At 71.2% G+C, this 21079-nt stretch carries 22 protein-coding genes; 11 read left to right on the top strand and 11 right to left on the bottom strand.

Translation table 11 applies throughout. From position 1 onward, the window contains the following. Positions 1–308 precede the first annotated feature (308 nt). On the top strand, positions 309–1472 hold the full coding sequence (locus ACIBQ6_RS00900; protein ID WP_397209556.1) for an MFS transporter: 1164 nt from the start codon (positions 309–311) through the stop codon (positions 1470–1472). Continuing rightward, positions 1469–2941: an amidohydrolase family protein gene (locus tag ACIBQ6_RS00895; protein ID WP_397209555.1), complete on the top strand. Its 1473-nt coding sequence runs from the start codon at positions 1469–1471 to the stop codon at positions 2939–2941. Before ACIBQ6_RS00900 ends, ACIBQ6_RS00895 begins: the two co-directional genes overlap by 4 nt. A gap of 50 nt (positions 2942–2991) precedes the next feature. Here ACIBQ6_RS00895 and ACIBQ6_RS00890 read toward each other — a convergent pair whose 3' ends face one another. Continuing rightward, positions 2992–4107: an ROK family transcriptional regulator gene (locus ACIBQ6_RS00890; RefSeq protein WP_358296186.1), complete on the bottom strand. Its 1116-nt coding sequence runs from the start codon at positions 4105–4107 to the stop codon at positions 2992–2994. Positions 4108–4207: 100 nt separating this feature from the next. Here ACIBQ6_RS00890 and ACIBQ6_RS00885 point away from each other — a divergent pair, with 100 nt between their 5' ends. The 4 genes from ACIBQ6_RS00885 to ACIBQ6_RS00870 are packed head-to-tail and all read left to right on the top strand — an operon-like array spanning position 4208 to position 8459. Then, positions 4208–5461, top strand: a complete 1254-nt coding sequence (locus ACIBQ6_RS00885; protein ID WP_358296183.1) for a sugar ABC transporter substrate-binding protein — start codon at positions 4208–4210, stop codon at positions 5459–5461. Continuing rightward, positions 5458–6294 carry a sugar ABC transporter permease gene (locus ACIBQ6_RS00880; RefSeq protein ID WP_357980176.1) on the top strand — a complete coding sequence of 279 codons (837 nt, stop codon included), beginning with the start codon at positions 5458–5460 and terminating at the stop codon, positions 6292–6294. The genes ACIBQ6_RS00885 and ACIBQ6_RS00880 overlap by 4 nt, the downstream gene beginning before the upstream one ends. After that, positions 6284–7105, top strand: coding sequence for a carbohydrate ABC transporter permease (locus ACIBQ6_RS00875; protein WP_397209554.1), 822 nt, complete (start codon positions 6284–6286; stop codon positions 7103–7105). The genes ACIBQ6_RS00880 and ACIBQ6_RS00875 overlap by 11 nt, the downstream gene beginning before the upstream one ends. A gap of 10 nt (positions 7106–7115) precedes the next feature. Beyond that, the gene (locus ACIBQ6_RS00870) at positions 7116–8459 is read left to right on the top strand and encodes an alpha-L-fucosidase (protein WP_397209553.1); all 1344 of its coding nucleotides are present in this window, start codon (positions 7116–7118) and stop codon (positions 8457–8459) included. A 371-nt stretch (positions 8460–8830) separates the two neighbouring features. Here ACIBQ6_RS00870 and ACIBQ6_RS00865 read toward each other — a convergent pair whose 3' ends face one another. Next, entirely contained in the window at positions 8831–9169 is a 339-nt protein-coding gene (locus ACIBQ6_RS00865; protein WP_397209552.1) for a beta/gamma crystallin domain-containing protein, read from the bottom strand. Between the two features lie 285 nt (positions 9170–9454). On the opposite strand from ACIBQ6_RS00865, the gene ACIBQ6_RS00860 reads away from it, so the two are divergent. Then, entirely contained in the window at positions 9455–9955 is a 501-nt protein-coding gene (locus ACIBQ6_RS00860; protein WP_397209551.1) for a SigE family RNA polymerase sigma factor, read from the top strand. Then, positions 9952–10824: a PASTA domain-containing protein gene (locus ACIBQ6_RS00855; protein WP_397209550.1), complete on the top strand. Its 873-nt coding sequence runs from the start codon at positions 9952–9954 to the stop codon at positions 10822–10824. Before ACIBQ6_RS00860 ends, ACIBQ6_RS00855 begins: the two co-directional genes overlap by 4 nt. A 38-nt stretch (positions 10825–10862) precedes the next feature. Here ACIBQ6_RS00855 and ACIBQ6_RS00850 read toward each other — a convergent pair whose 3' ends face one another. The 5 genes from ACIBQ6_RS00850 to ACIBQ6_RS00830 all read right to left on the bottom strand — a co-directional run bounded on the left by ACIBQ6_RS00850 (position 10863) and on the right by ACIBQ6_RS00830 (position 14543). Then, positions 10863–11327 carry a S26 family signal peptidase gene (locus tag ACIBQ6_RS00850; protein WP_397209549.1) on the bottom strand — a complete coding sequence of 155 codons (465 nt, stop codon included), beginning with the start codon at positions 11325–11327 and terminating at the stop codon, positions 10863–10865. Continuing rightward, positions 11324–13150, bottom strand: coding sequence for an ABC transporter ATP-binding protein (locus ACIBQ6_RS00845; protein WP_397209548.1), 1827 nt, complete (start codon positions 13148–13150; stop codon positions 11324–11326). The genes ACIBQ6_RS00850 and ACIBQ6_RS00845 overlap by 4 nt, the downstream gene beginning before the upstream one ends. Beyond that, a complete protein-coding gene (locus ACIBQ6_RS00840; RefSeq protein ID WP_397209547.1) occupies positions 13147–13683 on the bottom strand; it encodes a TlpA family protein disulfide reductase in 537 nt (178 codons plus the stop codon). The genes ACIBQ6_RS00845 and ACIBQ6_RS00840 overlap by 4 nt, the downstream gene beginning before the upstream one ends. A 22-nt stretch (positions 13684–13705) precedes the next feature. Further along, complete coding sequence (locus ACIBQ6_RS00835; protein ID WP_397209546.1) at positions 13706–14284, bottom strand: TlpA family protein disulfide reductase; 579 nt, start codon at positions 14282–14284, stop codon at positions 13706–13708. Positions 14285–14354: 70 nt separating this feature from the next. Next, on the bottom strand, positions 14355–14543 hold the full coding sequence (locus tag ACIBQ6_RS00830) for a hypothetical protein (RefSeq protein WP_358296152.1): 189 nt from the start codon (positions 14541–14543) through the stop codon (positions 14355–14357). A 318-nt stretch (positions 14544–14861) separates the two neighbouring features. Here ACIBQ6_RS00830 and ACIBQ6_RS00825 point away from each other — a divergent pair, with 318 nt between their 5' ends. After that, positions 14862–15383, top strand: a complete 522-nt coding sequence (locus ACIBQ6_RS00825; RefSeq protein ID WP_397209545.1) for a MauE/DoxX family redox-associated membrane protein — start codon at positions 14862–14864, stop codon at positions 15381–15383. Positions 15384–15883: 500 nt separating this feature from the next. After that, positions 15884–16228, top strand: coding sequence for a hypothetical protein (locus ACIBQ6_RS00820; protein WP_397209544.1), 345 nt, complete (start codon positions 15884–15886; stop codon positions 16226–16228). Between the two features lie 220 nt (positions 16229–16448). On the opposite strand, the gene ACIBQ6_RS00815 is transcribed toward ACIBQ6_RS00820, so the two are convergent. From ACIBQ6_RS00815 to ACIBQ6_RS00800, 4 genes are all read right to left on the bottom strand, one after another. Next, positions 16449–17246: an alpha/beta fold hydrolase gene (locus ACIBQ6_RS00815; protein ID WP_397209543.1), complete on the bottom strand. Its 798-nt coding sequence runs from the start codon at positions 17244–17246 to the stop codon at positions 16449–16451. After that, positions 17243–17851: a PadR family transcriptional regulator gene (locus tag ACIBQ6_RS00810; protein ID WP_397209542.1), complete on the bottom strand. Its 609-nt coding sequence runs from the start codon at positions 17849–17851 to the stop codon at positions 17243–17245. Before ACIBQ6_RS00810 ends, ACIBQ6_RS00815 begins: the two co-directional genes overlap by 4 nt. 28 nt (positions 17852–17879) lie before the next feature. After that, positions 17880–18233: a transposase gene (locus ACIBQ6_RS00805; protein WP_397209541.1), complete on the bottom strand. Its 354-nt coding sequence runs from the start codon at positions 18231–18233 to the stop codon at positions 17880–17882. Between the two features lie 462 nt (positions 18234–18695). Beyond that, positions 18696–19526, bottom strand: coding sequence for a helix-turn-helix transcriptional regulator (locus ACIBQ6_RS00800; RefSeq protein WP_358296131.1), 831 nt, complete (start codon positions 19524–19526; stop codon positions 18696–18698). Positions 19527–19610: 84 nt separating this feature from the next. Here ACIBQ6_RS00800 and ACIBQ6_RS00795 point away from each other — a divergent pair, with 84 nt between their 5' ends. Beyond that, positions 19611–21065: an MFS transporter gene (locus ACIBQ6_RS00795; RefSeq protein WP_397209540.1), complete on the top strand. Its 1455-nt coding sequence runs from the start codon at positions 19611–19613 to the stop codon at positions 21063–21065. The last annotated feature ends 14 nt before the right edge of the window (positions 21066–21079 follow it).

Below are 21079 nucleotides of genomic sequence, written 5' to 3'. Positions count from 1 at the left end.
ACGTCGGCGATGACCTGGCCGGCCGTGCCGGTGAGAATCACGGCGGGCCTCCGGGCGAGGCCGGCTGACGATCATGCAGGCGTTTCAACGTCGGCGGACCGAGCTTGGTGCAATTGCACCGCTGGCGGCTCCGACTTCATGTCCCTGCACGAAGCACTCCCGGGTCACGTGATGGAGGGTTGCTGGAACACTGACGTGAAAGCTCCGGAGGTCTGTGAATGGGACTCGCCGAAGACACTCGCCCCCTGGCGCCTGCGCAGATACGCAGGACGGCGACCGTCACCGTAGGGCTGCTCATGGGTGTCTGGGTGATCGACTACGTCGATCGGGTGATGATGGCCGTCGCATTGCCGTTCATCGGCGAGGACTTCGCACTCACCAAAACCGAGCAAGGCTGGCTGATCACCGCCTTTTCCCTGGTCTATCTGCTGTGCCAGATACCGGGCGGCATCCTCGCCGACCGGTTCGGCGCCCGACGCCAGCTCATGGTCTCCCTGCTGCTCTGGTCGGTCTTCACCGCCCTCACCGGCATCGCCTGGGGTCTGGCATCTCTCCTGGTCATCCGTGCCCTCTTCGGCGTCGGCCAGGGCCTGTTCCCCGGCGCGTCCTTCAAGGCCATCGCCGAACGCACCACCCCCGCCGTCCGCGCCACCGCCGCCGGTGCCATGCTCGCCTCCAACCAACTCGGTGCCGGCGTCGCCCCGCTCATCGTCGCGCCGCTCATCCTCGTCCTCGGCTGGCGTCACACCTTCTGGGTCACCGCCGCAGCCGGCGTCGCCATCGGGGTTCTGCTCTGGAAGCTGCTGCCCAAGGCGCTGCCCGCCCACCTCAACGGCTCCGACATCGTTCAGGACAAGGGGTTCGGGCTCGGCGCCGTGATGCGCTCGGCGTCGGTCTGGAAGTTCGCCGCCCTCTTCTGCGCCACCAACATGCTCGGCTACGGCTTGATCACATGGGTGCCGAGTTACCTGCTGGAGGAACGCGGAATCTCCCTCATCAACACCGGCGTCATGTCCGCCATCCCCGGCCTGGTCATGTGCGCGACCGTCTTCCTCGGCGGCTGGCTGTTCGACCGCTTCTTCCATGACAGAGCCCGGCTCTACGTCATCCCCCTGCTGCTGGTCACCGCCGTGCTCCTGGTGCTCATGCTGATGGCCGACTCCGCTGTCGGGTTCACCGTCTACCAGACCCTCGCCATGGGGGTGGCGGGCCTTTCCTCGATGGGCATCCTCGGCATGCCCGTGCGCGCCCTGCCGCCCGCCGTCATCGGATCCGGCATGGGCATCGTCAACGTCGGCGGTCAGATCGCCGGTGTCCTCGCCCCCGTCCTCATGGGTTTCCTGGTCGACAAGTTCTCTTACACCGCCGCTTTCGGCCTGCTCATCGCCACCACTGTCCTCGGCGCGCTGATCGCGTTGATCGTGCCCCAGCGCCCTGAGCAGTTCAGCCTCGCAACGAAGGAGCTCGCGTGACGACATACGATCTGGTCCTGGCCCGCGGCAGGGTCATCGACCCCGAGACCGGTCTGGATGCCGTGCGCGACGTCGGCGTCAACGGCGGGGTCATCCAGGCCGTCTCCGACCAGCCGCTCGACGGCGTCACCCGGGTCGACGCGACCGGCCTGGTCGTCAGCCCAGGCTTCATCGACCTGCACAGCCACAGCACGGACGTCGCCGGCCACCGCCTGCAGGCACTCGACGGCGTCACCACCGTCTTGGAACTCGAAGCCGGCGCCTACCCGGTCGCCGCCGCCTACCGCAGAGCCGAGAGCGAGGGCAGGCCGCTCAACTACGGCTTCGCCACCTCCTGGGCCGTGGCCCGCATGGCCGTCCTCCTCGGCCTCGACACCGACGGCGACCTGACGACCGACTTCCTCGCCAACATCGGTCGTGAGGAATGGCAGCGTGCCGCCCCGCGGCAGACCGTCGACCGCATCACCGGCATGTTGGAGCGTGACCTCGGCGACGGCGCGCTCGGCATCGGCATCCTCGTCGGCTACGCGCCTCGCATCGACCCCTCCGAGTACCTCGCCGTGGCCGCCCTCGCCGCCCGCGCCGGGCTGCCCACGTACACCCACGCCCGCGAACTTGTCGAGATGGACCCCACCACTCCCGTCGACGGCGCTGAAGAGATCGTCCGCGCCGCCGCCGAGACCGGCGCGCACATGCACTACTGCCACGTCAACAGCACCTCCATACGCCATGTCGACCGCGTGCTCGGACTGGTGGAGAAGGTCCGCGCCGAAGGCTCGCGCGTCACCACCGAGGCCTACCCCTACGGCGCGGGCATGACCGGCATCGGCGCGGCCTTCCTCGCCCCGGAACTCCTCCACCGGCGCGGACTGACCCCGCACTCCATCGGCCTGCTCGGCGCCCATGGGCGCATCCCCGACGCCGACGCCCTGCGCCGGGTCCGCGAGAGCGCACCCGGGTCGGCCGCCTTCGTCCACCTGCTCGACGAGGACGACCCCGCCCAGTTCGACTACATCCGGCGGGCCATCACCTTCACCGACGCCGCCGTCGCCACCGACGCCGTCCCCCTCCTGTGGCGCTCTGGAGCGCCTGACCCGCTCTCATGGCCGCTCCGTCCCGACGCCGTCACCCACCCTCGTACCGCCGGCACCTATGGCCGGACGCTACGCAGGCTCGTCCGTGAGGACGGCGTCCTGTCGCTGCCTGAGGCTGTGCGCCGGTGCACACTCGTCCCCGCCGACGTCGTGGGCTCAGGCGTCCCGGCGATGCGGCGCAAAGGTCGCGTTCAGCCGGGCTGCGACGCCGACCTGACCGTTTTCGCCCCCGAGACCGTCAGCGACCAGGCCGACTACACCGAGACGGTCCGGCACTCCTCCGGTTTCGTTCACGTCCTGGTTGGTGGCCAGTTCGTGGTCCGCGAGGAGCAGCTGCTGCCGACCGCCCTGCCCGGGCGCGCCGTCAGAGCCTGAGACCTGCCCAGGGCCGCTTGGTCGTCAAGGCCGACCGCCATCATGGCCGGTCAGCGGGCGGCGACCGTGGCCGACAGGGCCAGGGTGGCGGCGCCGCGGGCGTGGCCGCTGTCGTCCCAGGGGCGGACCATGATCTCCACTCCCGACAGCACGCCGCTCTCCACCGCCGGCCGGAACCCGGGCTCCAGATACGGCCACAGCACGTGGCTCTCGCCGATCACCGCCAGCGCCCGTACGGCCAGGACGTTCACCACGCCCGCGGCCGCCCTCCCGAGCGCCGCCCCCGCCTCGGCCATCAGGTCGCGCACGCCCGGCACGTCCTCGGCGGCCAGCCGGGGCAGCTCGGCCACCGGCACCGGCACCGGCGTCAGCCCGCGCTCGTACGCGCGGGCGGCCAGGGCGTAGTCGGCCGCGTAGGACTCCAGGCAGCCGCGCCGCCCGCACACGCAGGGCGGCCCCTGCGGGTCGATCGGCACGTGCCCGAACTCGCCCGCGACGCCGTCGGGCCCGCGATGGATCCGCCGCCCGAGCACGATGCCCATGCCGATGCCGCCGCCGACGGCCAGCACCAGGAAGTCGTCGTGGTCGCACCCGGCGCCGAACAGCAGCTCGGCGCTGGTGCTGGCGCGGGTGTCGTTGTCGATGAGGACGGGGACCGGCAGGCGTTCGGCCAGCAGGGGCCGCAGCGGCAGGTCCGACCAGCCCAGGTGCGGCGAGATGCGCACGATCCCCCTGGCCTGGTCGATCACGCCGGGGACGGCCAGGCCGATGCCGCGCACCCGGCCGCCGGCGGCGGGGTCGGCCAGCTCGCGGGCGCACACGGCGGCGAGCTGCCCGACGGGGTCGGCGCGGGGGTCGAAGGGCACCGTGAAGCGGCGCGCCTCGCTGCCGTTGAGCCGCATGAGCACGCCGACCACGTGCGTGTGGTGCACCCGCAGGCCGAGCGTGTAGGCGGCGTCCGGCACCAGCTCAAGGGGCACTTTCGGGCGACCACGCCCGGCCGCCTGCGGCGCCAGCTCGCGCACGTAGCCGAGCTGGATGAGGCGCCGGCTGTGCTCGGTCACGGTCGCCGCGCCGAGCCCCAGCCTGAGGGCGAGCTGGGTGCGGTCGAGCGGCCCGGACCCGAGCGTCGTCAGGATCTCCGTCCTGGCCAGGTCCTCGCGCATCCGCGGTCCTCCCTCTTGACGTGTGCTTCGGAACAAGCCTAGGGTTCCGCATCAATAATAAATTCGACCCCGAAAAATATACCCTGACGGAGGTCCCCCCATGAAGGCACTCCTGGCCGCGGGGCTCGTACTCCTCGCCGGCGTCACCGCGTGCGGCGGCGGCGGGGCGGGCACGGCGGGCGGCGCCGAACAGGACGACGGTACGGTCACCCTCGACTGGGAGATGTGGGCGGGCAGCGAGGAGGAGAAGGCCCAGCTCGACCACCTGGCCAAGATGGTCACCCAGCAGGACCCGAAGATCAGGATCAACCTGCGGACCGCGCCCTTCAACGCCTACTTCACCAAGCTGCAGACCGAGTTCGCCGCGGGCGAGCAGCCGTGCCTGGTCTCCATGCAGAGCCTGCGCCTGGGCGCCTACGCCGATCTCCTCGAACCCCTCACCGCTCCCGAAGGCTTCGCCCCCGCGGCGCTGGACGCGCTGAAGATGAACGGCCGGCAACTGGCCCTCCCCTACGACCTGGGCCCGATGCTCCTCTACTACAACAAGGACGCCTTCGCCAAGGCCGGCCTGGCCGAGCCCAAGCCCGGCTGGACCACCGCCGACTTCGAGCAGGCCGCCAGGAAGCTGACCACCGGCGGCAAGTACGGGTTCGGCATGTCCTTCTCCGACCTGCACCTGCTGTCGATGCTGCTGTCCTACAACGGCGCCAAGCCGGTCACCGACGACGTGAAGCTGCAGCTCGACAGCGAGCCCATGGTCGCGGCCACCACCTGGTACGCGGGCCTGGCCGGGAACAAGGCGGCCAGCGTGCCGGCCGGGTCGGCGGAGCTGGGCTGGGGCGAGACGCAGTTCGTCAACGGCAACGCCATGATGGCGGTCGACGGCTCCTGGAACATCGGATCCACGATCAAGAGCGCCAAGTTCCGGGTGGGCATCGCGCAGCTTCCCGCCGGGTCCGGGGGTGCGAAGACGTACGTGGCCAACTCCGGGTTCGGGGTGGCCAAGGGCTGCCCGTACAAGGAGCAGGCGGTCAAGGCGGTCTCCGTGCTCAGCGGCAAGCAGGCGCAGGCGTACCTGGCGGGCGAGGGGCGCGGCTTCCCGGCGATGACCTCCGAGCAGCCGGCGTACGAGAACTTCCTGGTCGGTAAGAACCAGGACAAGGCCGACGACGTGCGGGCGGCGGTGTCGGCGGTCAAGGAGGCGGTGGCCGGCGGCGTGCCGCTGTTCACCACCAAGAACTGGGACGACGTCACCAAGCTCATGGCCCAGCACCTGCTCCAGGTCTACACCGGCGCGAGCGGCGCCAAGGAGGCGCTCGCCACCATCCAGCAGCAGGGGGCGCGCGGGCAGTGAGGTCACGAGAGCAGTGGAGCGCGCTGGGGTTCGCCACGCCCAGCGTGCTCGGCCTCGGGTTGTTCACCCTGTTCCCGGTCGGCATGGCCGTGGTGATGAGCTTCTTCGACTGGCCGATGCTGGGCGGGAGCAGCTTCATCGGCCTGGAGAACTTCCGCTACCTGTTCGGCGAGGACCCGGCCTTCCTGTCCGCGCTGCGCAACACGTTCGTCTTCACCGGCCTGTACGTGCCGCTCAACATCGTCCTGGCGCTGGCGCTGGCGTTCTGGATCAGCAGGTCGCGGTGGCAGAACCTGTGGCGGGTGCTGTTCTTCATCCCGGCGATCACGCCGATGGTGGCCAACGCGGTCATCTGGAAGCTGCTGTTCCAGATGGTCGGCACCGAGCCGAACCTGCTGGCCGACGGGCGCACCGCACTGGTGTCGGTGGTGGCCATGAGCGTCTGGCAGGGGTTCGGGTACAACCTGATCGTCTTCTCCGCGGCGATCAACGAGATGTCGCCGTCGGTCCTGGAGGCGGCCTCGCTCGACGGGGCCACGGGGCTGCGCAAGCTGGTCAGCGTGCAGCTCCCGCTGATCTCGCCGGCGCTGTTCTTCGCCACGACGATGACGGTGATCAACTCGTTGCAGGTGTTCACGCAGCCGTACATCCTCACGGCCGGCGGGCCGGGCAACGCCACGGAGACGCTCGTCATGACCGTCTACCAGGCCGGGTTCCAGTCGCGCGAGCTCGGGCTGGCGGCGGCGGGCGCGTGGGTGCTGTTCGCGATCATCCTGCTCGTGACCGCCGCGCAGTTCCTCGGGCAGAGGCGGTGGGTGCACTATGAGAGTTAGATCCGTCGTCTCCCACGTGCTGCTGGCGGCGGTGACGCTGGCCTTCCTCTATCCGCTGATCTTCGCGGTGGCCACCGCGCTGAAGCCGGCGGGCGAGACGTTCAGCGATCCCGGGTCGCTGGTCGGCTCGCGGATCCGGTGGCAGAACTTCGGCGACGTGTTCACGTACGTGCCGTTCCAGCGCTACATCCTCAACGGCGTGCTGGTGGCGGGCGTGGGCACGCTGGTCGTGCTGGCCGCCTCCGCCCTGTCCGCCTACGCCTTCGCCTCGCTGCGCTGGCGCGGCCGGGACGGCGTCTTCCTGCTGTTCCTGGCCACGCTGATGGTGCCGCAGGAGGTGCTGGTCGTGCCCATGTTCATCCTCATGCAGAAGTTCGGCTGGGTGGACAGCTACCAGTCGCTGATCTTCCCGTGGGCCTTCACCGCGTTCGGGACGTTCCTGCTGCGGCAGTTCTTCCGCTCGGTGCCGCGCGAGATGCAGGAGGCGGCGCGCATCGACAGCGCGAGCGAGGCGCGGATCTTCCTGTCCGTCATGCTGCCGCTGGCCAGGCCCGCGCTCGGGGTGCTGGCCGTGTTCACCTTCATCAACTACTGGAACAGCTTCCTGTGGCCGCTCATCATGGTCAACGACGTGACCGAGCGCGGCACCGTGCCGCTCGGCCTGCAGTTGTTCTTCGGCCAGAACGGCAACCAGTGGCATCTGGTGATGGCCGCCTCCATCGTGTCCATCCTGCCGACGCTGTTGCTCCTCCTCGCCCTTCAGAAGCATCTGGTCAAGGGCATCGCCACCGCCGGTCTCGCCGGCCGCTGAAAGGACCATAGTGCTGTTTTTCGACCGCCGTGTAGGCCCCGATCTGGGCGCCGACTACCCGGCGAGGGACGTGCCCGACTGGTACAGGGACGCCAAGTTCGGCGTCTTCGTCCACTGGGGGCTGTACTCGGTGCCCGCGTGGGCGACCGCCCGCCTGCCCGGCGAGCACGTGCCCGTGGAGCTGGAGTTCAGCCACCACCAGTACGCCGAATGGCACGCCAACACCGTCCGCATCCCCGGCTCGCCCGCCCGCGCCTTCCACGAGCGGGAGTACGGGGTCGGCACCCCGTACGAGGACCTGGCCGACTCCTGGCGGGCGGAGGCGTTCGACCCGGCGGCCTGGATGCGGCTGATCGCGGGGTCCGGCGCGCGCTACGTCGTGCCCACGGCCAAGCACCACGACGGGTTCTGCCTGTGGGACACCGCCACCACGGCCTTCAGCAGCGCGCGCCGCGGCCCCCGCCGCGACCTGATCGCCGAGCTGGACCGCGCCGCCCGGGCGGCGGGCCTGCGGTTCGGCCTGTACTACTCCGGTGCGCTGGACTGGCACGTGTCCGACTTCCCGCCCATCCAGTCGATGACGGACCTGTTCACGCTGCGCCGCAACGACGAGGCGTTCGCGCGCTACTGCTTCGAGCAGGCCATGGAGCTGATCGACCGGCACTCCCCCGACGTGCTGTGGAACGACATCGACTGGCCCGACTCGGGCAAGGCGGCCGGGCCGCACAGCCTGCAGGCGCTGTTCGAGCACTACTACGAGCGGGTGCCCGAGGGCATCGTGAACGATCGCTGGGGCGTGCCGCACCTGGGCTCGCGCACCCGCGAGTACGTCTCCGAGCAGCAGACCTCCCCGTGGGTGTGGGAGGCCACGCGCGGGCTCGGCCAGTCGTTCGGCTTCAACCGGGCCGAGGACGAGCGCCATCTCGTCCGGCCGGACGAGCTCGTCCACCTGCTGGTCGACACCGTCGCCAAGAACGGCAACCTGCTGCTCAACATCGGGCCGCGGGCCGACGGCTCGCTGCCGGAGTCCCAGGTCGAACGGCTGCGCCACCTGGGCGCCTGGCTGGCGGCCCACGGCGAGGCGATCTACGGCACCCGGCCGTGGGTCCGGCACGCCGAGCCCGTCGGCGACCCGGTCCGCTACACCGCCGCCCCCGACGGCGCCCTCCACGTGATCGCCCTGGACCCGGCCGCGGGACGGCTGACGCTCGCCGCCGACCTGGTCGAACGGGCGCGGGCCGGAGCCACCTGGGGTGACGGCCCGGCCGCGGTGGACCGTTCCGGCGGGGTCGTCGTCCCCGAGGCGTTGCGCGGGCTGCCGGCCGCCGTCCTCAGGCTGGCGCCCGGCGTCTGAACGGGGACACGATTTGCCGCGACCGCGCCATCGGCGCGGAAGGCTGACGGGACCGGAGGTAGGGGGGCCGGCGCTCGCCGGGCGGGCCGGTCCACCGCCCCCGTCGCGTCACCGCCGCCTCCCGGCCCTGACGAGATGAGAGCCCTCATGACCGACTCCCCCGCCCACAGGCATGGGCGCGGGTGACCGCGCCGCCGCAGTTCCCGGCGCTGCCCGCCGACCTGGTCGGCATCCTCCAGCCTGCGGCCGGGACGCCGTGCCTGTCAGACTTCGAGCATCGCTGGTCCTACTTGGCTGCGCGAGTCTTCGCGATCTGCACGCCCTGGCGATCAGCGGGCTGCCGTCCGGCGGCCGCCCCGGACGGCGGCGTCTCACAGGATCTCGATGGAGGCTACCTTCGGAGGGCGATTCGGGAAGCTGATCTCGGTCCAGCGATTGATCCTCACCGAGTCGCCGTTGGCGTCGTAGTAGATCAGATCGTTGTTGCCGGTGGAGATCCGGTCGACCCACCATCCGCCGAAGTCCGTCCTGCCCCTGTTGGCGTAGCAGTCAACGCTCTGGCGTCCGCCGGAGTGTGACCAGATCTTCAGGAAGTTCTCGCCGCCCCGGCATTCGACGTGGTCGATGGCGAAGGCGGGGCCCCCGGGGACGGTGACGGCGAGTGCGGCGGCTGCGGCGAATGTGGCCAAGGTGGTCAGTGTGCGTCGCACGATTGTGGTTCCTTCCAGGGGTCCAAGGGGCAGCAAGCGCTGCTCACCCACTATGAGCGGTGAGCACTTGATTGGTTACTGTCCGTAACGAAACGATGTTGTGGCTTACGAGAGCGCGGAGGCTCGGCCGGGCGGCCCGCTGTGCTCATGGACGGCTGCCAGGTCCCGCCGGAGCCGGCGTGCCTGCGCGCGGACGGCGTCGTCGTCCGACCTCGACTCTTCGGGAAGGCACTCAACCTCCGGGCGGGCTCGCGCGTTGGGGAGGGCGAAAGGGGACCTTCACTGATGACAGATGACGACGAGGCTGCCTTCGACGACTTCCTCGCCACGAGAAGCACCTCGTTGCTGCGTACCGCGATCCTGGTGTGCGGGGCGACGCGGCACGACGCCGAGGACCTGGTCCAGCACGCGCTGGAGAAGGTCTACCGGAACTGGCCTCGGATCAGGCACGACAACCCCGAGGCGTACGCGAGGAAGGTCGTCGTGAACGCGGCGATCAGCAGGGCGCGGCGGCGCAGGGTCGTCCAGGAGATCATGTTCGCCCGGCCGCCCGAGACCGCCGCCGACTCTCCCGACCTCGACCTGCGCGACACGCTCATCAGTGAGCTGCGCAGGCTGCCGCCCAGGATGCGCGCCGTGCTCGTCCTGCGCTACTGGGAGGACCAGTCCGAGCAGGCCACCGCGGCCCTGCTCGGCTGCTCGGCCGGGACGGTCAAGAGCCAGGCCGCGCGCGGGCTCGCCAGGATCCGCCAGAACATGGATGTCGCAAGGGAAGTGACGAGATGACGATCGAGGACGACCTCGCCGACGCCATGGCGGCGCACGTAGCCGAGGTTCAGGCCGGGCCCGGACTGGGCAGTGCCGTACGCCGGGGGCACCGCGCCCGCGTGACCAGGCTCCGCGTGGCGGGGGCGGCGATCGTCACGGCGGCCGTGGCCGTGACCGTGCCGGTGTTGCTGAATCCCGGCGAACCCGCTGACAACGGCCCGAACCAGGTCGTGATGCGCGACGACGTGACCGTGCCCGACGTGACGGGCCGGCGCGCCGCCGAGGCGGCGAAGGCGCTCCACGACGCCGGGCTGAAGGTCGCGCTCGCCGGGATGCGGAGCGACAACGGCCTGGTGGGCACGCAGGAACCGGCTGCCGGCAAGGTCGTCGCGCGGGGCAGTACGGTCACGCTCCATGTCCGGTTGCCGCCCGCGCCGACGCCGCAGGCCCTGGGTGACCTCGGCGACGGGCGGAAGTTCGGCGGCATCCAGCTCACTTACCTGCCGGACGGGCTCGAATGGGGCAAATGGTCGAAGGACGACGTGGTCGGCCCCGGCAAGAGCTACACCACCAGCTTCCGGAAGCCGGGCCTCCAGCAGGGCGGCTACGCCGTCCAGGTGATCGTGGCCCACGGCGCGTCCGCGGACGTCCTGTACGACTTCCGGCCGGAACCGCGGACCGAGACGGTGGACCTCGGCGGCAGGCCCGCGCGGCTGTCCAGGGACGGCGACTCGGGGGCCGCCGGCGGCCCGGTCACGCCCTCGGTCACCTGGAAGCTCCGCAAGGACCTGGCCGTCAAGGTGCTCATCGGCCCTGACTACGCCAAGGAGATCGACGCCATGAGTGAGCTGAGGAAGATCGCGAAAGGCGTCCGCCCCGTCCGGTGACGCGCGCCGGCTCCGCGCCCGGAGCCGCGCTCGTCCGATCATGGTGTGCGCGGGACCCGAGGGGCGTCCGTGCTCTCGACCTTGCGCAGCACCACGCCGAGCAGCCGGTCGGCGGTCAGGTAGCCGGTGCGGCGGGAGTCGAGCGAGCGCCGCGGGTTGTCGCCCAGCACGACGAGGTGGCCGTCCGGGACGCGCGTTCCCGGCGCGGCGCGAAGGGCGGGCACGGTCGCGCGGGGAATGGGGTCGCCGGGGACGGCCGCGAGCCGCTTGATCATCCAGCGCGCCTGCCCGACCTCGGCCGCCTCCACGAGCCGGGCCAGGACGACGACCTGGCCGGTGCGCAGCCGTCGCGGCCCGGTCCTGCGCACCAGCACGCGCTCCCCGGGCCGGTAGGTGGGCAGCATGCTCTCCCCCTCCACGGTCACCACCACGTACGCGCGCCGCAGCCAGGCGAGCCCGAGCACGATCGCCCCGAGCCCGGCGACCAGGCCGCTGACGATCATCCGGGCACCTCCACGTCGTCCCGGTAGCCGCTGGCCTGCCGGGTGAACAGCCGGGCGTACGTGCCGTCCAGGGCCATCAGCTCGCCATGCGTGCCCAGCTCGGTGACCACGCCGTCGCCGAGCACCACGATGTCGTCGGCGTCGCGGATCGCGCCGAGCCGGTGGGAGACGACGACGCTGGTCCGTCCGGCCCGCAGGCGGGCGAGCTGCCGGTGGACCTCGTGCTCGGCCTCGGCGTCGAGGCCGGCGCTCGGCTCGTCCAGGATCATCAGGTCGGCGTCGCGCCGCAGGAAGGCCCTGGCCAGCGCCAGCCGCTGCCATTGCCCGCCGGACAGCAGCACGCCGTCCTCCTCCTCGTCCTGCTCCGGCGCGAACTCGCGGCTCAGCATCGTGTCGTAGCCGTGCGGCAGGGCGGAGAGGGCGTCGTGGACGCCGGCCTCGCGGGCGGCGCGCTCCAGGCGGTCGCGATCGCCCTCCGCGGTGAGGTCGCCCACGGCGATGTTGTCGGCCGCGGTCAGCTCGTAGGAGACGAAGTCCTGGAACACCGCCCCCATGCGGGCGCGCAACGTCCCGGGGGCCACGTCCCGGATGTCCACGCCGTCCCACAGGATCGAGCCGCGGGTCGGGTCGTAGAACCGGCACAGCAGCTTGACCAGCGTGCTCTTGCCCGCGCCGTTCCGCCCGACCAGCGCGACCGTGTGCCCGTACGGGATGAACAGGTCGACGCCGCGCAGCACCCACGGATGCTCGTCGCTGTAGCGGAACCACACGTCGCGCAGCTCGACGCCGCGGCGCAGCGCCGGCAGCGGGACGGGCCGCGCGGGCGAGGGCAGCCCCGGGCCCGAGTCCAGGATCGTGACGTGGTGGTGGAAGGTCAGCAACTGCTCGTGGGCCATCGTCCCGGCCGAGACGGTGACGTTCAGCGCCGCCTGCACGCCCGCGACGGCCGCCACGAACATCGCCACGTCGCCCACGCTCAGCCGCCCCTGGCCGGCCGCCAGGATCGCCCACACCATGCCGGCCCCGGCGACCAGCGCCGACGCGCCCGCCAGGCCCGCCTGCATGCCGAACTCGCGCCGGTCCATCGTCCGGCGGGCCCTGATGGCGGTCCACGCCTCGCCCAGCATGCGCAGCCGCAGGAACGACCCGAGGTCGAACAGCCGGATCTCCTTGGCCGCGTCGGTCGTGGACATCAGGTGGGCGTAGAACATCTCCCGGCGCTCGGCCGGCCCGATGCGCCACATCATGTCCACCCGCTGACGGGCCAGCCGCAGCTCGATCAGCAGCGCCGGGACCGCCGACAGCAGCACCAGCCCGGTGAAGGCCGGGCTGATCACCACCAGCGACCCGACGAACCCGGCGACGGTGATCACGCTGCTGGTCGTCGAGAGCGCGGTGTCCACCAGCCTGCCCGGGTTGCTGGCGCTCTGCTGGGCCATGCGCAGCCGGTTCAGGAAGGTCGGGCTCTCGAACCTGGCCAGCCCGGTGAACCCGCACACCGCGGCGAACAGCTCGGCCTTGGCCCGCACCGAAACCTGCCGGTCGACCTCGGCCCGCAGGTACTGGGCCGCCTGCGCGGCGCCGGCTGCCAGCGTCGTGACGGCCGCGACGGCCACCGCCTGCCAGAGCAGCGAGGCGACCCGCCCAGTGGCGACGCCGTCGAGCACCGCCTTGGTCAGCCACGCGAGCACGACCGGGGTGACGCCGCTCACCAGCGTGACCGTGACGTACCCCAGGACGTACAGCGGCGCGGCCCGCCACACCAGCCCGACGCCCCGCGCCGCGCAGGCGGCCAGGACGCGCGGGCCCGGCCCGTCCGTCATGCCGCCGAGCCGGCCGGCAGCTGGGCGACGCCGCGGATGCGCGCCAGGACCCCGCCTCCCGCGGCGACCTGGAAGAAGCTGGGGAAGGAGTCCACCTGGAACGCGCCGGTCACCGGGCCGCCGTCCGGCTCGACGACCACCTGGGCCACCGGCGAGAGCGTGCGGGCCAGCGGCTCGGCGTCCACGACCACGAGCACCCGCGAGCGGTCCTGCCGGGCCGCCCAGGAGGCCAGCTCGGGCAGCTCGGTCCGGCACCGGCCGCAGTCGGAGGACAGGAAGGCGACCACGGCGCCCTCGGGCAGCAGGTCGCGGGCGACGCGGTCGCCGTCGACCGTCCGCACGTCGAACGCGCCGGCCACCTCACCGGCCGCCAGTCCCTTCGCGCCGGGCCCGCCGCGCTGCTCGACGACCTCGTCCAGGGCGTCGAGCAGCTTGCCGTGCTCCTGCAGCCGCCGGGCCAACCCCAGCATCAGCACTAGGCCCGCCAGGCACAACACGCACAACAGACTCGAGACGATCAGCAGTGGGGTCACGGGTTCACCTCCGGTTCGACGTTCACGACGGGTTGCTCCCCGCCCGCTCGGCCCCGCGGCTCCCGGCGGTCTCGGGGAGCCGCGTGACGCTGCGGACGCGGGACAGGACCGTCCCGCCCGCGGCGACGCGGAAGACGGTCGGCACGGTCCGCGCCCCGAAGGCCTCGGCGACGTGCGCGTGGTCGCGCTCCACCACCACCCGCGCCACAGGGGAGAGCGCCGCGACCATCCGGGCGGGGTCCCCGGCGCGGGCGTCCACGACCGCCAGGACCCGCGACCGGTCCTGCCCGGCCGCCCAGGCGGTCAGCTCGGTCAGCTCCGCCCGGCAGCCCTCGCAGTCGGGCGACAGGAAGGCCACCACGCCGCCCTCCGGCAGCGAGTCCCGCGTGACGGGGGCCGCGTCCAGGTCCGTCGCGGAGAAGTCGCCGACCAGGTCGCCCGTGGCGGGGCCGTCGAGGTCGGGGGCGCCGGCGACGACCTCGTACAGGTGGTCGATGCGGGCGGTGTGCCTGCGCAGGCGCCGCAGCATCGCGAGCGCCAGCACCAGGTTCATCAGGAACAGAACGCCGGCGAGAGCCGGCACGGCGATTGCGTAGGACACTGTCCAACTCCCGGAGAGGGGCACGAACGAGGCGCCCGGCCGCCGGACGGCGGCCGGGCACCGGTCGGTCTCAGCACCACTGCTTGGCGCTCGAGTTGGTGATGCAGGAGCCGCAGTGCGAGGTGCCGTTCGGGTAGTAGCAGCAGTACTTCCAGTAGTCCGCCCTGCAACACTGGTAGTCGCAGTCGGTCGCCCGGGCGACGGTGTGCGGGGCGACCATCTCCAGCAGCCGATCGGCCAATTTGGTCATGGCACGCATGAAGCCTTCCTTTCGGTCGGTGGGCTGGTGGCCGCAGCATGCGTCAGCCTCCTGAACGATTTCTCAATGGTTTCTCAACGGCCTCCCATCGGCCCAGGCAGAGCGCCGGTTCTCCGGACGGCGCGGCCCTGCCGGCCGATCGGGGGTGTTGCGCCGGACGGGAATCACCTGCCAACATGCGGGCGGTAAGGGATCAGCCGAAAGAATCCGTCCCACCGGCCTCGGCGAGCCCGGCGCGGGCCGGCGACTCCACGACCGACGTGTCCCGGCCGCACTCCGGCCCGTCATCCCCATTGCCCGATTCGTGAGGTTGCGATCATGCAGTACGTCGACGTGGCGTGCCGGCTGTTGCTGCTCACCACGTTCGCGCTCGCGCTGGCGAGCAAGGTGACCAGCCGCACGGCCTGGAGAGAGTTCGTCGAGTCCGTCAGGGCGATGGGGGTCGCCCGAGGCGCGGCGGCCCGGCCGGTCGCCGTCGCGGCCGCCGTGGCGGAGGCCCTCGTGGTCGTCCTGGCCGCGATCCCGCTGCCGTGGGCGGGGACGGCGGCGTTCGTGCTGGCGGCCGGGTTGCTGGCCTGCCTCACGGTCGCCGTCGTGCGCGTCGTCCGGCGCGGGGCCGCCGTGTCGTGCCGCTGTTTCGGCGCCTCGACCACGCCCATGGGGGTGCAGCACGTGGTGCGCAACCTCGTTCTCCTCGCGGTCGCCCTGCTCGGGCTGGCCGGCGCGTCGGCTCCCCAGCCCGCCGACCTCGCGCTCGCCGCCGTCGTCGGCGTCTTCGGCGCCATCGCCGGACTGCTCATGTCCCGCTGGGACGACCTCACCGCCCTGCTGCGCGGCTGACCGGGGTCAGAGGCGCAGCATGCTCACGAACTCGCCGACGCGGGCCGGACGGACGGCCGCGGAGCGGTCCCGGAAACCGGTCGACCTGCGCGGATCAGCTTGGTTCAGAGCTGGGGACGCGTTCGTGAAGCCGACCTGCAGCTTGCGGACGTCGGCCGGTGGCAGCACACCCGCGAGCGGCCCGGCCGAAGGCCAACGGGGAACATCGGCCAGTTGCAGAAGGTGGCGGCTCAGTGGCGCAGCCGGTGCGGGCACGGGCGCGGACGAGCGGATCCTTCGCGCTGGCTGCCGTAGGGCGTTCTCATCAGGGTTGCCCGGCCCGCCATGTCGGCTGTAGGAGTTGCGCGTACTCATCCGTCGCAGGAGCAGGCGCTGGTGGCGGCGTGGGCACAGGGCCTGACGCGGGTGCTTCGCGCGCGGGCGCACGGGAAGGCGACAGCAGCGATTCACCCCCTTTCAGCCACTAGGCGGGCCGCCGGCCTATCCATATTTTGAGCGACATGAAGCAGCGTGGGCACGAGACACCCAGCACACGCCCCACGACCGAGCAACGCTGCATCGCAGCAGTGTGTCTGATCTTCGCGGCAGCAGTGACCGTCGAGGGACTGCTGATGATCGCTGGAGTGATCCACGGAATCAACGGTGCGGGTGAGGACCTCTCCACCCCTTGGAATGTGCTGATGGGGCTCTTCACCGCGGCCCTCGGAATCTTTGCCACCATCAACCTGGTGGACGACCTCCGGACCGGCAACTGGCAAGAGCCGTCCTCTTCGGGCGAGAACAACGGGGCCGACGAGGGCGACGATCCGGCAACAGACCTCGACGATGTCGACGACGGCTGGTGAACGCCCACAGCGATGAACGCCGAGCCGCCCAGCGGGCCGGCAAGCGGCGCCCGTCATACACCGGCCGCCAACACTGCCTTGGGGAACTGCTTGAGCGGCTCCACCTTCGCCGGCTGCCACCGATCCCCGGCAGTCGGCCCGAACCGACGCGGTCACGCTGTGACGTAAGGTCCGCCCTGAGCAGGCGGCGCGAGGATGGAGTGGGTTTTAGTAGGCCGGGTCAGGCCAGGATCTGGCGGAGTTCGTGGGCGAATGCGGTTGGGTGGGTGACGAAGCCTGAATGCCCACCCGGGACCATGATCGGCTTGACGCCCAGTCGTTCGGCCAGCGCCAGTGCCGCGTCGTGGGGCAGTTGCCCGCGCGACTGCCCACCGACTGCCACCACGACGTGGATCGAGGGGTCCACGACGGGCTTGTACGACATGTACGGCAGTGCCGCATGCCCGAAGAAGAACTCCAGGTTGGTCTGCATCCGGGCGAGCTTGGCCTGCATCTGCGCCATCGCTTCCGGCGACTCCGCGATTCCGCCGGGCGGGTCCGGGTCCCACTTGTCGAGACCGGCGCCGGCCGCGAAGAGCGCCATCGCCGCCTCCACCCCGCCGCTTCGGTACGCCTCGTCCACCTCGTGGCCCAGCTTCCTGCGGGGATCGTCGGCGGGGAGGAGGGAGACGGCGGGCGGTTCGTGGGTGACCACCGTACGTACCAGGTCGGGATGGCGGGCGGCGAGGGCCAGGGCGATCAGGCCGCCGCTGCTGTTGCCGAAGACGTGCGCCGGTCCGCCGCCGGCGGCTTTCAGGACCCAATGAGCGTCCTCCACCTGCGTCTCCATCGACACGTCCGGAAGCGGGCCGTCGGACCGGCTGCGGGAGATCCCGCGGCAGTCGTAGGAGACCACCGTGTAGCTGTCGGACAGCAGCGGCGTCATCCCGGTGAAGTCCCTGGCGTCGTCGGTGCCGCCGGCGATCAGCAGCAGTAACGGGCCCGAGCCCGTCACTTCGTAGTACAACTCCTTGCTCATGCCTCTTCCTCCGGTGATTCGAGGGCGGCCGCGATCGCGCGCCGCCATGGTTCGTCCCAGGTCAGCCGTCCCTGCCGCAGGTCCTCGACCACACCGCGGACCCACTCCAGTTCGGCGGTGAGCACCGCGCGGCGGTACTCCTCCTCCAGCAGGAACAGCCGCGGCACCTCACCGGAGGACTTCAGCGTCGACTCGACCTCCGCCAGGGCACCGGCCAGCGCGTGGGCGCGTGTCTCCAGCTCCTTGCGCGCTGTTTCGGGTGGGAGCCCGACCAGTATCGAAACGGCCGCGACGAACTCCGGGAACTCGCCGCCCGTGGTGCGCAGCATCTCGCGCAGCCAGCGTTCGGCGGTTTCGCGCCCCAGGTCGGTGATGGCGTAGACGGTGCGGTCCGGGTGGCTCTCGGTGCTCTCCCGCTGCAGCACCTCCACCAGGCCGAGGCGGGTCAGCCGGTCGATGGTCTGGTACAGACTCGCCCGGCGCCTGACGTTCACGACACGGTCCTTGCCGTACAGCTCGATGAGCTTCTGCATGCGGTAGACGTGCATGGGTTCCTCGGTGAGCAACCCCAGCACGATGAGTCCAAGGACGGAACGTTGCGCCATAGTCATACTCTAACTAGTCATATTATGGCTAACAGGTGACGGCGTACCGCTTGATGCTGATGGCGGCTGCCATGGTTGGCCTGCCGGATCGGCGGGTGATCGGGCTGGTTCCGGCGCAGTTCTTGCGCGCTTTGGCACTGGCATTGCGGCCGGGGGCGTCCCCGAACTCGGCGAGCACCCGGGCGCCGAGAACGACCCCACGACCGGGCTGGCTGAGGATGACCTCAGCGTCCGGCTGCCAGCCAAAATGCGCCTCGACCTCGTCTGCGAGGGTCTTGATCTCGGTGTTGAGTGTGGTGATGACCGCGACCAGGGCCCGGACCGTCGAGGCGTAGGCGGTGGCGACCAGGCCGGCCTGGCCCAGCTGCTGCGAGCGCAGCACGTTCTGGACGGCCTGGGCCGTCGTCCCCGGCGCCCGCCGCGAGCCCACCGTTGTCGGGGCTGAAGGCCAGGGAGGTTGTTCGGGCGTGCCACTCCCTGAGTCGCCTGCCGCTGGCCACGTCCCAGAGGCGCACCTCTGCCTTCGTCGCCTCGGCGAGCATGGTGCCGTCGGCGCTCACCGCGACCGACGTCGCCGCGTCGAGCGAGGAGATGACGCGCCGCGAAGCCGTCTCGGCCCGCCCGTTCCTGACGGTCCACAGCAGCAGGTCGCCGTCTTCGCGGGCGGTGGTGAGCACGCCGCCGAAGGCGATCGCGGTGATCGCACCGCCCTTGCCTGCGAGGACGGGTTCAGTGGTCTTGCCGTCGGCTGTGTTCCACAGCCGGAGGGACCCGTCCCTGGTCCCGGTGGCGAGCAGGGCGCCGTGTCCGCCGATGCGCCCGTCTCCCTTCACGGCCGCCGGTCTCAGACGGGCGCGGTGACGGAGCGCAGCCAGGCGAGCTTGTCCGCGGTGTCGGTGCAGGGCAGCGGGTTGTACAGCACCATGGTCAGGTCGGGCCTGGCGGGCAGTCTCATCTGGCTGCTCTCGAAGGTCAGCGTGCCCACGACGGGATGGTCGACCTCGTTGATCCAGATTCCTGCCGCCTGGACGTCCTGTCGTGCCCACAGCCGGGCGAACTCGGGACTGGTCGCCTCCAGTGCGCGGACCACGTCGTGGATGTCGTGATCGCGGGGCTGCTCAGCCGCCGTGGCGCGGAAGGCCGCCACCACGGTCGGCGCCAGGTCCTGCCAGGCCCGCTCCCGGCGTCGGTACCGCGGGTCGTGGAAGAAGCCCACCAGGCAGTTGCGCTCGGCCTGCGCCAGGTCCAGCGCGAGCCTGGCCGACTCGTTCCAGGCCACGTGGTTCCAGGAGGCGTCCAGCATGGTCGCCGGCTTGGGGTCCCAGGCTTCGATCAGTCGTTGCAGTCCTTCGCAGTAGGCGTGCGGGTGTCCGGCCGGAGACGGCGGATTGTGCCCGGCCAGTGTGTACAGGTGCCGCCGTTCGACCTCGTCCAGTTGCAGGACCCGCGCCACCGCGTCCAGCACCTGCGCGGAGACGTTGATGTCGCGTCCCTGCTCCAGCCACTGGTACCACCCCGGGCTCACCCCGGCCAGCACCGCGACTTCCTCACGGCGCAGCCCCGGCGTGCGCCGGCGCCCGCCCGCCGGCAGGCCGGCGGAGGCAGGGCTGACGCGGGCACGTCTGCTCACCAGGAAGTCACGCAGGTCCCGGCGACGTTCCTCTCCCGACCTCACCGCGCACCGCTTCGACTGGTGGTGCCACCACCGGTGTCACCACGCTCTCCCCGCGCGGACCGGTGATGGCCGAGCGTGGACGTCATGACGATCGACCCCTTGTCCAGGGACGCCGAGGCCGGTGCCGGAACCTCCTCCGGGGAGCACGGCGCTCGGTTCACCACGCGTGCCAAACTCATCCTTGCCATCCTGTGTGCCGCGCAATTCATTATTTCTTTGGATTTTTCGATTCTAAATGTGGCCTTGCCCGATCTCGGCAGGGAGCTCGGGATGGAACAGGCCGACCTGCAATGGGCGATCACCGCCTTCGCGCTGCCCTCGGGCGGATGCCTGTTGCTGTTCGGCCGCATGGCGGACCTGTACGGCAGGCGCAGGCTCTTCCTGGGCGGCGTCCTGCTGTTCACCGTGGCCTCCGTGGTGGCCGCCCTCGCGTGGAACCCGGGGGTGTTCGTCGCGGGGCGGGTCCTGCAGGGGCTGGGGGCCGCCGCCGTCATTCCCACCGGCATGTCGCTGCTGACGACGACCTTTGCCGAAGGGCCGCAGCGCAACCGGGCGCTCGGCGCCAGCGGGTCGGTGCTCTCGCTCGGATTCACCGTCGGCATGCTGGTCGGCGGCACCATGACCGACACGCTGGGTTGGCGTTCGACGATGGCGCTGCTGGCCGTCGCGGGCGGCGTCCTCGCCGTGGCGGCGCCCGGCCTGCTGAGCGAGAGCCGGGGCGCCCGCTCTCCCCGGCTGGATCTGCCCGGAGCCGCCACAGTCAGCGGCGGCCTGGTCTGCCTCATCTTCGCCCTGTCGGCGGCGGGAGCGGTGAGGGTGGTGGCCATGGCGGCGGCCGTGCTGTTGCTGGGCGGGTTCGTGGTCATCGAGTCGCGAGCCGCGCAGCCGCTGGTTTCGCTGACGATGTTGCGCAGGCCCACGGTCGCCTTCGGCAGCCTGGGCGGCCTGATCACCTTCTCCATGATGAGCTCGTTCATCTTCCTGCTGACTCTCTACCTGCAGGACGTCGTGGCGCTGTCACCCCTGTGGACAGGTCTGTTCTTCGGCGGCCAGGGCGTCGTCCTGGCCGTGACGGGCATGGTCTCCTCCTCGGTGATCCGGGTGCTGGGCGCGGGGCGGACGCTGGTCGCGGGGCTGGCCCTGCAGGGTGTCTGCACCGCCGCGATGACCGTGACCGAGGCTGTCTGGCCGGCCTTGGCCGTGATCTGCCTGGCCTCTGTGGGCCACATGTCGGTCGTGGTCTCCTACGGCGTCACCGTGACGTCCGGGCTGCCCGACACGGCTCAAGGCGTCGCGACCGGGCTGGTGACGAGCGCCCAGCAGATCGGCATCACCGTCGGCACCCCGATCCTCAGCGCCATCTGCATGGCGCAGGTGTCCGCCCTCCAGGCCGCCGGTCAGGCCGCGGCCCCGGCTCTGCTGAGCGGTGTCCGGCTGGCCGCCGCCGTGGACGCCGGCGTGGTGCTGGTCGTCTCGATCCTGATCGGGTACGCCCTGCTCCGCACCACCTCCCGCCGGCCGCGAAGGACGCGCGCGTGAAAGGCCGGCACCCC

It is taken from the genome of Nonomuraea sp. NPDC049655, from assembly GCF_044465465.1.
Taxonomy (GTDB): domain Bacteria; phylum Actinomycetota; class Actinomycetes; order Streptosporangiales; family Streptosporangiaceae; genus Nonomuraea.
The sequence above is the reverse complement of the archived record's forward strand: the minus strand, read 5'-3'. Positions and strand labels throughout refer to the sequence as shown.